Source organism: Pelobacter propionicus DSM 2379, assembly GCF_000015045.1.
GTDB lineage: Bacteria > Desulfobacterota > Desulfuromonadia > Geobacterales > Pseudopelobacteraceae > Pseudopelobacter > Pseudopelobacter propionicus.
This window is the reverse complement of sequence record NC_008609.1, coordinates 1,807,501-1,820,833: the sequence shown is the minus strand read 5'-3', so window position 1 is coordinate 1,820,833 and position 13,333 is coordinate 1,807,501. Positions and strand designations below refer to the sequence as shown.

The window sequence follows — 13,333 nt, the reverse complement described above, 5'->3', positions numbered from 1 at the left end:
TCAGCGGCAAAAGACTACTTTTTCGATGCGATCAGCTCAAGCAGGTCGATCAATCGATGGGAGAAACCGGTCTCGTTGTCATACCAGGAGATGACCTTGACCATGTTGTCGCCGATCACCCTGGTGCAGGAGGCTTCGACTATGGACGAGAGCGGATTGCCGTTGTAGTCGATGGAAACCAGCGGCACATCGCGGATGCCCAGGATTCCCATGAGGGAGTTCCGCCACGCCCAAACTCATGAAGATAATAAAACATAAATAAGAATCGTCAACCAGATAATGCGGCACCACGGAGCGGAGCCCCACGGAAACGGGGAAAGGCGCACCCAGCTATCTCTTTACTGCTCCGACCGCTCATCGAAGCGCAGGGAGCGGTAGATCCTCTCCCGCTGCGGCTCCACCCGCTCCCGGTACAGCCTCAGATACTCGTCCGGTTCGGGCAAACGCCCCAAAAGAGCGACAACCGCGCCCAGTTCGGCAGACCCCAGGTACACTCTGGCGCCATTGCCCATGCGGTCGTCAAAATTCCTGGTGGAGGTGGAAAACACGGTCACCCCGTCCGGCACCCGGGCTTGGTTGCCCATGCAGAGCGAACAGCCGGGCATTTCCATGCGCGCGCCGACTGCGCCGAATACCTGGAAACAGGCCTCGTCACGCAGCTGCTGTTCATCCATGCGCGTGGGGGGGCAGAGCCAGATGCGGACCTGGGGATTGAACGTCTGGCCGCGCCAGATCTCGGCGGCTGCGCGAAAATGGCCGATGTTGGCCATGCAGGAGCCGATGAACACATCCTGGATCGGTGTCCCGGCCACCTCCGACAACAGCCTGACATCATCGGGATCATTGGGGCAGGCCAGGATCGGCTCCCTGATCTCGCTCAGATCGACCCGAAGCCGTGCCGCGTAGCTGGCATTTTTGTCCGCTCGCATCAGAAGCGGATTATCCAGCCACAGCTCAACATCCCGGATGCGACGCAACAGACTTTCAGCGTCCTGATACCCCTCATTGACCATGCGCTTCATCAGCGCCACATTGGAGCGGAGGAATTCTGCGACACGCTCTTCCGAGAGCTGGATGCAGCCGGCGGCAGCGGAACGCTCCGCGGCGGAATCGGTCAGCTCGAAGGCCTGCTCCACACTCAGGTCGGAAATCCCCTCCATCTCCAGGATGCGTCCGCTGAAGATGTTGACCTTGTTCTGCTTGGGCACGGTCAGAAGCCCCTCCCGTATGGCCTGGAGGGGAATGGCGTTTACCGCGTCACGCAGGGTGATGCCGCTGTTCAGGCTGCCGCTGAAGCGCACCAATACCGATTCGGGCATGTCCAGCGGCATGAAGCCCATGGCGGCCGCAAAAGCCACCAGACCGGAACCGGCCGGAAAGGATATGCCCAGGGGGAAGCGGGTGTGGGAGTCGCCTCCGGTGCCAACCCTGTCCGGCAGCAGCAGACGGTTCAGCCAGGAGTGGATAACCCCGTCGCCGGGCCGCAGGGAAACGCCTCCACGCTGGGTGATGAACGAGGGGAGCGTGCGGTGCATCGCCAGGTCGGACAGCTTGGGATAGGCGGCTGTGTGGCAGAAAGACTGCATGACCAGGGGAGCCTGGAAGCTTAAGCAGGCCAACTCCTTTAGTTCGTCGGCGGTCATGGGGCCGGTGGTGTCCTGGCTCCCCACAGTGGTCATGACCGGCTGGCAGGCACTGCCGGGCAGGACGCCCCCGACGCCGCAGGCGGCGCCGACCATCTTCTGGGCCAGGGTAAACCCCTGCCCCGGTTCGGGCACCGGATTGTCCGGCAGGGTGAAGAGCGTGGAGCCGGGCAGACCAAGGAAGGAACGGGCCCTGTCGGTCAGGGCACGGCCGATAATCAGCGGGATGCGGCCTCCGGCCCGGAATTCGTCCGCCAGGGTCGCGGGGGCAAGGCTGAAGCGGGAGAGAACGTTCGCTCCCTGTTCATCGGAGATGATCCCCCGGACGGTGTCCACCACGATGAGGTCACCGGTGGAGAGCGCCCCGACCTCTGCCCTGATCGGCAGGGCGCCGGAATCCTGGGCGGTGTTGAAGAAAATCGGTGCGATGACGCCGCCGATGATCACGCCCCCTCCCCTCTTGTTGGGCACGCCGGGGATATCCTCGCCGATGGCCCAGAGCAGGCTGTTGCAGGCCGATTTTCGGGAAGACCCGGTGCCTATCACGTCCCCTACGAAGGCTATCCGGCATCCCTCTTCACGGAAGGCGGCCATGGTGGCCAGACCGTCGGGGAAGCGGCGCCTGCCCATGACCAGGGCATGTAGCGGAATGTCGGGACGACTCCAGGCGTCGCCGGCCGGGGAAAAATCGTCCGTGTTAATTTCCCCTTGCACCCGGTAGACCTTGAGCCTGATGGTTGCGGGGAGAGGCGCGCGGCGGGTGAACCATTCCCCCTCGGCCCAGGAACGCATCACCCGGGAAGCTGCCTGGTTCCCCTCCCTGACCAAGGCAGCCACCTGGTCGAAGGCTCCATGGACCAGGGTGATGCGGCTCAACTGATCGGCAGCTTCGCCGACAAGTTCTGGATCGGAAAGGGCGGCCACCAGGGGCGCCACATTGTACCCACCCAGCATGCCGCCCAGAATGCGGATGGCGTCAAACGGAGTGAGCAACGGAGATTGTAGAGCGCCGGAGACAATATTGGTCAGGAAACCGGCCTTGACCTTGGCGGCCGGGTCAACGCCGGGGGGAACGCGTCTTTCAAGCAGGGTCAGCAGGAACTCTTCCCGACCAGACGGCGGGGCTGTCAGCAGGGCACAGAGCCGGGCGGTCTGCTCAGCCGACAGCGGGAGTGGCGGTATGCCCTGCCGGGCCCGTTCCTGCTCGTGGTGCAGGTACTCTTGGATCATCACTGTTCTCCTGACAAAGGCAAGGGGGGGAGCGGCTCAGGCCACCAGCACGGCGGCGTAGCCCACCACCTGGCGGTTGTCGCCGGTCACGTCGCCGCTGGTTCCGTAGGCCACAACTTCCGCTGCGGTGGCCCCCAATTCGCGGGCGGCAATCAGCATGACAGCCGCGGGAACGGCGCCGCACATGCTGATCATCTCGGAACGGCAGACGTGCAGCAGCCCCTGGGGATCAAAGGCCAGCACACGCTCCAGGGCCAGATCATCCTTCCTCCTGGCCGAGGCGGCTGACTCGTAGTGGGTCATGTCGGAACTGGCCACGATCAGCACATCCTCTCCATACTCGCGGATCGCCGCGGCGATCCCCTCCCCCAGTTCCTTAAGCAGGGTGTAGTCGCCATGGCCAAGACAGAGTGCGGCACAGGTGATTTCGGGACGCAGTGCCTGAAGAAAGGGGAGCTGAACCTCCAGGGAATGTTCGAAGCGGTGTGCCAGAGAGTCCAGGTGGACGAACGGCACATGGGTGGCGATCAGGTCATTCAGACGTGAATTGATGGTGACCGGCCCCAGCGGGGTAAGCCACTGGCCGGCGGGAAAGAGGGCGGCCGGGTCTCCGGCGCCATGGTGATTGGGTCCGATGATCAGGGCGGTTGCCGGAATCTGGATCGCGCCATAGGCTTGGCCTGCTATGGCACCGGAGTAGACATAGCCGGCATGGGGTGCGATGATCCCCCGCACGCGTCTCTTCGGGTCCGCCTGGGGAATCATCCGTGCGAGGTCGTTCCGCAGCTGATCCGGATTGCCGGGGTAAAACTGTCCTGCCACTACCGGTTGACGTTGCATGCTCCACCTCCTGTGAGCGGATTCAGAACAAAAAACGGATAGTGTGGCCTCGTGAAAGTCAGTACTCAGAAATCTCCTGTTCTCACCCGAAGTTTGGCTCTTCCCCGGGAGTCGCTTTTTTTCGGATTACAGCGGAAAGGGTGCCCGGGACATCACTGCTCCGGTTCTCCCTGCAGGTCAAGGGCGACCTGGGTCAGGGTGGAAGCAGCGCCGACACCATCCAGCAACAGTTCCTCCTGCCGCTCAAACAGGGGAACATCGTCCAGGGCCTGGATCTCCTTCAGGGTGGGAAGGCTCTTCAGGTCTTTCAGACCAAAGACCTCCAGGAATTCCCTGGAGGTGCCGTAGATCAACGGCCGACCCGGGATGTCCTTCTTTCCCAGGATACGGATCAGTTTCCTCTCCAGCAGGGTTCTCAGCACGCCGCCGCAATCCACGCCGCGCAGGTACTCTATTTCGGCGCGGGTCACCGGTTGGCGATAGGCCACGATGGCCAGGGTTTCCAGGGAGGACTGGGAAAACTTGGCCGACTTTGCCTTGACGTTGCGAACCACATACTGCTGGAGGGAGGATGGGGTACGAAACTGCCATCCGCCGGCAATGTTGACCAGCTGAAAGCCCCCGTTCCTCACCTCATGCAGTGAGACCAGATCGCGCAGTACATCCCTGATGGCGCCCCGCTCGTACTCGGGGAGCAGTTCGCACAGTTTGTCCAGCGACAGGGGCGTGTCCGCGCTGAAGATGACACTTTCAACAACAGCCGACAGATTCATCAAAAGCGTCCGTTTTTAGACATGAAAGAGGCTGTTTCCCTCTTGCTTACTTCAGGTTTGACGTGCAGTGCGGGCAGCGGGTCGCCTGCAGCGGAATCGGTGAAAGACAGAAGGGGCAGTCCTTGCTGTCCGATGCAGCAACAGGAGCGGGAGCCTCCTTCTTCATACGGTTGATCTGCTTGACCATCAGGAAGACGACGAAAGCCATAATCAGGAAATCGACGATGGTGCTGATGAATATACCATAATTCAGGGTGGCGGCTCCGGCCTTCTTGGCTTCGGCCAGGGTCGCGTACTCGGTTCCGGACAGGTTGAGGAACAGCGAGGCGAAATCCATCTTGCCCATGATCATGCCGACCGGCGGCATGATCACGTCCTTGACCAGAGAGTCGACGATCTTGCCGAACGCGCCACCGATGATGATACCGATTGCCAGGTCAATGACGTTCCCCCTGATTGCGAACTCCTTGAATTCCTTAAGCATGGTACGCCTCCTCTAGATAGCAGATATGTCCGCGACGCTCTCGTCGTCGGCTACTTCAACCACGGCGGGAAGGAACCAGATACTGCCCTGGTCCCGATTCTGGTAGATTCGGATCATCCTGAGCCGGCACAGTTCAAGCAGAGCCAGGAAGGTTACAATCACCCGTTCGCGGGTGAAGTCATCCCTGACAAGTTCGTCAAATGCAATCATCTCCCGTTCCTGGAGCAGCCCCAGGATCTCGTTGATGCTGTCGGCGATGCTCAGGACATCCGCGGCAGCCACCTCGTGGAAGCTCTCCACCGGTATGCGGCTCAAAAGCGAGCGGAAGGCATCCACCAGGTCGAAGAGTTCAAGCTCAAGCGGTCCCTCTTCCTGGTGGGCAGCCACAATCTCGGATTCGCAGAAGGGGCGGGTGAACACCTCCCGCCCCAGCAGCGCCCGTGCTCCCATCAAAGTGCCGGCCTCCTTGTAGCGCTGGTACTCAAGGAGGCGCCGCACCAGTTCGGCGCGCGGGTCTGCCTCCTCGTCCCCCTCCTGCTCCTGCTCGTCCAGGGGGAGCAGCATTGCAGATTTGATCTGGAGCAACGTGGAGGCCATGAGCAGGAAATCACCGGCCACATCCAGGTTCAGATCCTTCATCAGCCTGATGTATTCCAGGTACTGGCGGGTGATGTCGGCGATGGGGATGTCGCGGATGTCCAGTTCGTTCTTCCTGATCAGATGCAGCAGGAGATCCAGGGGACCGTCGAACTTGTCCAGGCGCACGTGGTAGACATCCTGGAAACCCTCCAGGGGAAGGTTCTCCTCCTGCTGGCCGCTGGTGGAACTCATGGATTGTCCGGTCTCACAGCTTCAGGGCTGCGCGAGCCTCCGCCATGACGGCATCGGAGATGACGGACGCCCGTTTGCTGCCATTGTGGAGGAGGTTGTCGACGAAGTCGGACTTTTGGGTAAGCTCCACCCGCTTGGCTCGGAAGGGAGCCAGGCGCTCGTTCAGGTATTTGGCCAGGATCTTCTTGCACTCTACGCAGCCGATGGATGCGTTGCGGCAGGCCGGAACGATCTCGTCCTGCTGTTCCTGGGGGACATAGATGCGGTGCAGGTTAAAGGCTACGCACACCTCCGGATCGCCCGCATCGCTGCGCCGCATGCGGGCCGGATCGGTCATCATGGACTTGATCTTCTTCTCGGTCTCCTCGGCCGTGTCCGACAGGTAGATGGAGTTGTTGTAGGACTTGCTCATCTTGCGGCCGTCAAGCCCCAAGAGCTTGGGTGTCTCGGTCAGCAGGGCGGCCGGTTCGGGGAACACCTGGCCATAAAGATGGTTGAAGCGCCGAGCGATCTCGCGGGTGATCTCCAGGTGGGGTAACTGGTCCTGCCCAACCGGCACGCGGGTGGCCTTGTAGAGGATGATATCGGCGGCCATCAGCACCGGATAACCGAGAAAACCGAAGGTGGAGAGGTCACGCTGTTGGATATTGTCCAGCATCTCCTTGAAGGTTGGGTTACGCTCCAGCCAGGAGACCGGCGTGATCATGGAGAGTATCAGGTTCAGTTCGGCATGGTGGGGGACCAGGCTCTGGCGGAAGACCACCGTTTTTTCGGGGTCAAGTCCGAAGGCGACCCAGTCCAGCACCATCTCGCGGATATTGTCCCTGATGGCCGCCGTATCGGCGTATTCCGTGGTCAATGAATGCCAGTCCGCCACAAAGAAGAAGCACTCCATCTGATCCTGAATCCTGATCCAGTTTTCCAGAACTCCATGAAAATGACCTATGTGCAGGCGCCCGGTGGGCCTCATGCCGCTGACAACACGCTCTTTCATCTATCACGACTCCTTATGGCTTCATACCCCCTGACCAGCGGGAAGCATGATGGGTAATGGCGACTTTCGCTTCAGCGCATCATCAGGCTGGTCACTCCCAGCACCAGCCCACTCTGGGGACCTGCCAGCAGATGGACGGCAGCGCCCAGCAGCGGCGATATGACATAGGAAAACAGGTTGGTGAAGAAGACCAGCACGATGATGATCAGCATGCCATAGGGCTCGAGCCGCGACCAGGCGTTGGCCTGGCGATACGGCAGGAGCCCCACCAGCACCCGGCCGCCATCCAGCGGGGGCAGCGGGATCATGTTGAAGATCGACAGCAGCAGGTTGATGTAGACGGAAAAGGCCAGCATCAGCACCAGCGGCTCGACGATGAACGTCGCCGGCGACAGGGCGTCAGGACTTTCCAGGGCAACCACGCCCCGCAGCAGGAGGGCGGAGAGCGCTGCCAAGACAAGATTGGTAATCGGCCCGGCCGCCGCGACCCAGATCATATCCTTCTTGGGATTGCGCAGATTTTCGAACACCACCGGAACCGGCTTGGCCCAACCGATGCCGATGAAGAAGATCATCAGGGTGCCGATGGGATCGAGGTGCTTCAGGGGATTCAGGGTCAGCCTGCCCAGCATGCGCGCCGTGGGGTCGCCGAAATGCCAGGCAATATAGCCGTGGGATACCTCATGGCAGGTGATGGCCAGCATCCCCGGCACGAGCATGACCGAGATTTTGAGCAGAAAATCGTCCATTGTGCTCCTTTTAGCGTCAAAAAAGGTGTCTATACCTAACAGAGTGCGCCGGCAAAGTCAATCGCGCCCCCTTACGCCTCACCCCTCACTCTTAACGCCTTACTCACTTCCGCTCCGCCTCCCTGATAGAGAGGGAGATTCGCTTTCGCTTCGGGTCGGCTGAAAGCACCTTGACCCTGACCAGTTGGCCGGCCTGGACCGCGTCATGGGGGCTCTTGACAAAGCGGTTGGCCAGATGGCTGATGTGCACCAACCCATCCTGGTGGACGCCGATGTCCACGAAGGCACCGAAGGCGGTCACGTTGGTCACCACCCCCTGCAGCACCATCCCCTCCCGCAGATCCTCGATCTTGCGGATGTCATCACGGAATTCGGCTGTCTGGAACTGGCTGCGAGGGTCACGTCCCGGTTTCATAAGTTCCTCCAGGATGTCGTTCAGAGTCGGCAGGCCGACGCCATCGGACAGGTAGCGCTTCGGGTCGATGCGCTTTGTCAGGGCCGGGTCGGCCACCAGGTGTCCCAGGGAGACACCCAGGTCCCGGGCCATGGACTCCACCAGGGCATAGCGCTCGGGGTGGACGGCGCTGTTATCCAGCGGATGCCCTGCATTGCGGATTTTCAAGAAACCGGCGGCCTGCTCGAAAGCCTTGGCGCCGAAGCGGGGGACGTTCATCAATGTAGTGCGGGAGGAGAAGGGGCCATTCTGGTCGCGGTAACGAGTGACCGCCTTGGCCAGGGAAGGTCCCAGGCCAGAGACATAGGAGAGCAGGGCCCAGGAGGCGGTGTTCAGATCGACCCCCACATAGTTGACACAGGATTCCACCACGCCGTCCAGCGCCTTCTTGAGCATTGACTGGTTGACGTCGTGCTGGTACTGCCCCACCCCGATACTCTTGGGATCGATCTTGACCAGTTCGCCCAGGGGGTCCTGCAGACGCCGGCCGATGGAGATGGCCCCGCGCACGGTCAGGTCCAGTTCGGGGAACTCCTCGCGGGCGATCTCCGAGGCGGAGTAGACGCTGGCCCCAGCCTCGCTGACCGACACCACCGGGATCTGCCACCCTGCCCCGGCAAGGGTCTCCCGGCTGAATATTTCCATCTCGCGGCCAGCGGTGCCGTTGCCCACGGCGATCATCTCGATATCAAAGGTCTCCACCAGGCGCAGCAGCTCCTGTCGGGCCTGGTGAATACGCGCCTCTCCCGTGTGGGGGTAGATCGTGACATGCTCCATGAAACGGCCGGTAGCGTCCAGGGCCGCCAGCTTGGAGCCGGTGCGGAAGCCGGGGTCGATGCCCAGCACCCGTTTACCCCCGGCCGGGGGCGCCAGCAGGAGGTTGCGCAGATTCTGGGCAAACACCGCGATGGCCGCCTCGTCGGCGCGCTCCTTGGAATCCAGGCGCAACTCCACTTCGATGGAAGGGGCGATCAGCCGCTTGTAGGCATCCTCTACGACCCGCTCCAGAAGCGGCCTGAAGACGCTCTCCCCCCTGATCAGCCGTGACTTGAGGCCGACCAGGATATGCTCCTGGGGCGCGACGATGGAGAGGTAGAGCACCTCCTCCTTCTCGCCCCGCCGCATGGCCAGCATGCGGTGGGAGGGAACCTCCCTGAGCGACTCCTGGTAGTCGTAGTACATCTCGAATTTGGTGACCTGCCCCTTCTTATCCGCCGCCACTCGTGAGACGATCACCCCCTGCTCGGCGGTCAGGCGCCGTACCATGTCGCGACTGTCGGCATCATCGGAAAGCCGCTCGGCCAGGATATGGCCTGCCCCCTCCAGGGCCGCTGCCGCGTCGGGGATCTCCAGCTCCGGGTTAACAAAGGGGACAGCCGCCTCCTCGGGACTCCCCGAGAAGAGTTCCTGGGCCGCCATGATGTCCGCCAGCGGCTCCAGTCCCCGCTCCCGGGCGATGATCGCCTTAGTGCGGCGTTTGGGCTTGAAGGGGAGGTAGAGGTCCTCCACCTCGGTCTTTTTAGACGATGCCTCGATGCGTTGACGCAACTCCGGCGTAAGCTTGCCCTGCTCCTCGATGGAATTGAGCACCGTCAACTTGCGCTCACCCAGTTCGCGGAAGTAGACGTACTGCTCCTCCACGTCACGGATGCGCACCTCGTCCAGTTCGCCGGTCATCTCCTTGCGGTAGCGGGCGATGAACGGCACGGTGGCGCCACCCTGGAGCAGTTCCACGCAGTTCTGCACCTGTCCGCGTCCAAGTCCGGTGGCGTCGATGATGTACTCAATGATCTTGGCAAGCTGTTCATTATTCGGCTTCATTGCTTCTCCTCTGGGTTCCGGTTCCCGCCACATAGGATCGATGGGCGGAACACTATGTGAAACGGCGTACGCGGACAGTGTCTGTTGACAGCAGTGGGTTGCGGGAAGTTACAGAAGGAAGAGGGCTCTGGAGGGAAATGACAAAAGGCGGGACTGCTCCCGCCCTCTCATGCACTTCGTCGGCTCCCTGCCGCCAGGCCCTGTCCATAAACCCCATGCACGTATCCGGGTATCGGTCATGGCTTCCATGCCACCCATCACGCCTGCCTGAAATGTCGGACAGATCCAGCAACAGCGGAGCGCTCACCAACGCTTCAGTGCACAAAACCGATCAAACCGGCACAGTAAGGTCTACCTGCGCGCGTCTTGCGGCAAAAACGGTTCTCTGTATACAACAGAAGCCTCGTGAAAATCAAGGGAGCGGAGCAAACCGGGAGGGACGACGACATGCACATGTGGTCAAGTTTCGGAACAGAAGCGAGAGATTACGTTCCCCCATTGACTTCCATTGACCGTATACTATTGTTTTATAATAAACAAAAACCACACAGGAGGGTACATCATGGAAACGATTCTCAGTCAAATCACACAGATGACCGGTTCATACATCCCTCGTCTCGTCGGAGCGCTGTTGATCATAATCATCGGATGGGTGGTTGCCCTGCTTGCATCGGGACTATTTCGCAAGCTCCTGCATCGGATCACACTCAACAGGCATGTCGCGGAATGGATCAGTACGGACGAGAAGCAACCGCCTCCTGAACTGGAAAACATGATTTCACGGGGTTTGTTTTATCTGATCATGCTTTTTGTTCTCGTAGCCACATTCCAGGCGCTGGGAATCACACTCATAACCGAACCGATCAACGGACTCCTCAACGAATTATTCAAATTCACTCCGCAGATTCTTGGCGCACTGATCATCGTGGTGGTTGCCTGGGTGACAGCCAAGGTTCTCAAACTCGTTGTCGCACGCGGCCTGATCGCGGCCAGATTCGATGAAAAACTGGGTGACAAAACCGGCATGGGTGAAGCACACCTGGCGCTTTCACAAACAGTGGCCAATGCGGTGTTCTGGCTCGTGATGCTGCTCTTCTGCCCTGCCGTACTGAGCACACTCAACTTGGGGGGCCTGCTCAACCCAGTTCAGAACATGTTGACTAAAATTCTGGACTTTCTCCCCAACATCTTTACCGCCGCGATTATCCTGCTGATCGGCTGGCTGGTAGCCCGCATTATCCAGAGGATCGTCACGAGCCTGCTGGAAGCTATCGGTTGCGATAACCTGAGCGAAAAAGTCGGACTCAACAGGCTGCTCGGCAGCCACAGACTATCGTCGATTCTCGGACTGGTTGCCTATGTTCTGATCTTCATCCCCATTCTCGTTGCATCGTTGAACACCTTGAGGCTTGATGCGGTAACTCAGCCCGTAAGCAGGATGATGGAACTGTTTCTGATGGCTCTTCCCAACCTTTTCGCCGCCGCCCTCATCCTGATCGTCTCCTACGTCGTCGGCAAACTGTTGTCCGACATGTTGACCAATCTTCTCGAAGGACTGGGTTTCAATGCGGTGCTGGCAAAACTTGGCATCGGCCAGAAAATCGTGGAAGGAACCTGGGCTCCCTCGGTGATAACCGGAAAACTGGCCCTGGCAGCAATCATGCTGTTTGCCTCCATAGAGGCTTCGGAGCGACTTGGGTTCAAGATCGCTTCCATGCTATTCACCCAGTTTACCGTGCTGGCCGGGCATGTCCTGCTGGGGATCGTGATTTTCGCCATTGGCCTGCTGCTGGCAAACTTCACCAGCAAGATCATAATCTCCACAACCTCATCCAATCCTCGGCTGTTCTCCCTGACGGCACGAACCGCGATCATGGTCCTTGCCGGTGCGATGGCGCTGCGTCAGATGGGACTGGCGAACGAGATCATAAACCTCGCCTTCGGTTTGACCCTGGGTGCCATCGCCATTGCGATCGCGATTGCCTTTGGTTGCGGTGGAAAGGAAATCGCGGCCAGAGAACTGGACGAATGGATCAGGTCGATGAAAGATACAAAACCGTAAAACTGACGCGCTAATCCGAAAGAAGCAAGAGAGTAAACGCTGTGTATCGACATCAAACTATGATCAAACATATGCCGTGCAGGCATGCCGCACCCAGAGAAAAACAATTGCAATAACAGTCTGTGGAGTTTTTCCCCACGCTGCCATAAACATGCTTCAACGCAAAGCAGCCCCATCACATGATGTGATGGGGCTGCTTTTATTATTCCCGGCGGCGACCTACTTTCCCACACAGCTACCCGTGCAGTATCATCGGCCCTGAGGGGCTTAACTTCCGTGTTCGGGATGGGAACGGGTGTGGCCCCCTCGGCATAGCCACCGAGAAATCTTTCGCAGGGACAGGTTTGAAACCTGCCTCTACAGATCATTATCAATTGCATTGTGGTGTTTAGGTTTGCACGCTTGCTTCGATATATATCGGCCTGGGGAAGGTTGCCCTTCCCCGGCCGAATTTCATTTTTATGGTCAAGCCTCACGGCCGATTAGTACTGGTAAGCTAAACACATTGCTGCGCTTACACACCCAGCCTATCAACGTTGTGGTCTACAACGGGCCTTCAGGGGATTGCTCCCAGGGATACCTAATCTTGAAGGAGGCTTCCCGCTTAGATGCTTTCAGCGGTTATCCTTTCCATACGTGGCTACCCAGCGACTGCGCCTGGCGGCACAACTGGAACACCAGAGGTATGTCCATCCCGGTCCTCTCGTACTAAGGACAGCTCTTCTCAAGTATCCTGCGCCCACGGTAGATAGGGACCAAACTGTCTCACGACGTTTTAAACCCAGCTCGCGTACCGCTTTAATTGGCGAACAGCCAAACCCTTGGGACCTACTTCAGCCCCAGGATGCGATGAGCCGACATCGAGGTGCCAAACCTCCCCGTCGATGTGAACTCTTGGGGGAGATCAGCCTGTTATCCCCGGAGTACCTTTTATCCGTTGAGCGACGGCCCTTCCATACAGAACCGCCGGATCACTATGACCTACTTTCGTACCTGCTCGACTTGTTGGTCTCGCAGTCAAGCTCCCTTATGCCATTGCACTCTACGCCCGGTTTCCAATCGGGCTGAGGGAACCTTCGCGCGCCTCCGTTACTCTTTGGGAGGCGACCGCCCCAGTCAAACTACCCACCAGACAGTGTCCCCGACCCGGTTTACGGGCCCAGGTTAGACATCCAAAACAACCAGGGTGGTATTTCAAGGACGACTCCACCGATACTAGCGTACCGGTTTCATAGTCTCCCACCTATCCTACACAAGCTATTCCGAATGTCACTGTCAAGCTATAGTAAAGGTTCACGGGGTCTTTCCGTCTTACCGCGGGTACTCGGCATCTTCACCGAGAATTCAATTTCGCTGAGCCACTGGTTGAGACAGCGCGGAAATCGTTACGCCATTCGTGCAGGTCGGAACTTACCCGACAAGGAATTTCGCTACCTTAGGACCGTTATAGTT

Annotated in this window: 9 protein-coding genes, 2 rRNA genes and 1 pseudogene (1 of these 12 cut by a window edge); 1 reads left to right on the top strand and 11 read right to left on the bottom strand. The window is 59.4% G+C overall.

What is annotated here, in order from left to right; translation table 11 throughout:
• Positions 1–14: 14 nt before the first annotated feature.
• The 9 genes and pseudogenes from PPRO_RS08440 to PPRO_RS08400 form a co-directional block, all read right to left on the bottom strand.
• Positions 15–218: pseudogene (locus PPRO_RS08440) on the bottom strand (type I glyceraldehyde-3-phosphate dehydrogenase); the annotation flags it as partial.
• 120 nt (positions 219–338) lie between these two features.
• Positions 339–2,873 carry a bifunctional aconitate hydratase 2/2-methylisocitrate dehydratase gene (locus tag PPRO_RS08435; RefSeq protein ID WP_011735582.1) on the bottom strand — a complete coding sequence of 845 codons (2,535 nt, stop codon included), beginning with the start codon at positions 2,871–2,873 and terminating at the stop codon, positions 339–341.
• Between the two features lie 36 nt (positions 2,874–2,909).
• Positions 2,910–3,713: an AmmeMemoRadiSam system protein B gene (gene amrB / locus PPRO_RS08430; protein ID WP_011735581.1), complete on the bottom strand. Its 804-nt coding sequence runs from the start codon at positions 3,711–3,713 to the stop codon at positions 2,910–2,912.
• 152 nt (positions 3,714–3,865) lie between these two features.
• Positions 3,866–4,486, bottom strand: coding sequence for an SMC-Scp complex subunit ScpB (gene scpB / locus PPRO_RS08425; RefSeq protein ID WP_011735580.1), 621 nt, complete (start codon positions 4,484–4,486; stop codon positions 3,866–3,868).
• A gap of 46 nt (positions 4,487–4,532) precedes the next feature.
• Entirely contained in the window at positions 4,533–4,970 is a 438-nt protein-coding gene (gene mscL / locus PPRO_RS08420) for a large conductance mechanosensitive channel protein MscL (protein WP_011735579.1), read from the bottom strand.
• 12 nt (positions 4,971–4,982) lie between these two features.
• Positions 4,983–5,801: a segregation and condensation protein A gene (locus tag PPRO_RS08415; protein ID WP_011735578.1), complete on the bottom strand. Its 819-nt coding sequence runs from the start codon at positions 5,799–5,801 to the stop codon at positions 4,983–4,985.
• Positions 5,802–5,814: 13 nt separating this feature from the next.
• Positions 5,815–6,795 (bottom strand): tryptophan--tRNA ligase, encoded by a 981-nt coding sequence (gene trpS / locus PPRO_RS08410; protein ID WP_011735577.1) that lies wholly within the window; start codon positions 6,793–6,795, stop codon positions 5,815–5,817.
• Positions 6,796–6,866: 71 nt separating this feature from the next.
• Positions 6,867–7,544, bottom strand: a complete 678-nt coding sequence (locus PPRO_RS08405; RefSeq protein WP_011735576.1) for a site-2 protease family protein — start codon at positions 7,542–7,544, stop codon at positions 6,867–6,869.
• A gap of 103 nt (positions 7,545–7,647) precedes the next feature.
• Complete coding sequence (locus tag PPRO_RS08400; RefSeq protein WP_011735575.1) at positions 7,648–9,819, bottom strand: Tex family protein; 2,172 nt, start codon at positions 9,817–9,819, stop codon at positions 7,648–7,650.
• A gap of 562 nt (positions 9,820–10,381) precedes the next feature.
• On the opposite strand from PPRO_RS08400, the gene PPRO_RS08395 reads away from it, so the two are divergent.
• On the top strand, positions 10,382–11,881 hold the full coding sequence (locus PPRO_RS08395) for a mechanosensitive ion channel (RefSeq protein WP_011735574.1): 1,500 nt from the start codon (positions 10,382–10,384) through the stop codon (positions 11,879–11,881).
• A 206-nt stretch (positions 11,882–12,087) separates the two neighbouring features.
• Here the strand turns inward: PPRO_RS08395 and rrf are convergent.
• Both rrf and PPRO_RS08385 read right to left on the bottom strand, forming a co-directional pair.
• A 5S ribosomal RNA gene (rrf, locus tag PPRO_RS08390) occupies positions 12,088–12,204 on the bottom strand.
• A 138-nt stretch (positions 12,205–12,342) separates the two neighbouring features.
• Positions 12,343–13,333 (bottom strand): 23S ribosomal RNA (locus tag PPRO_RS08385); it runs 1,960 nt beyond the window's last position.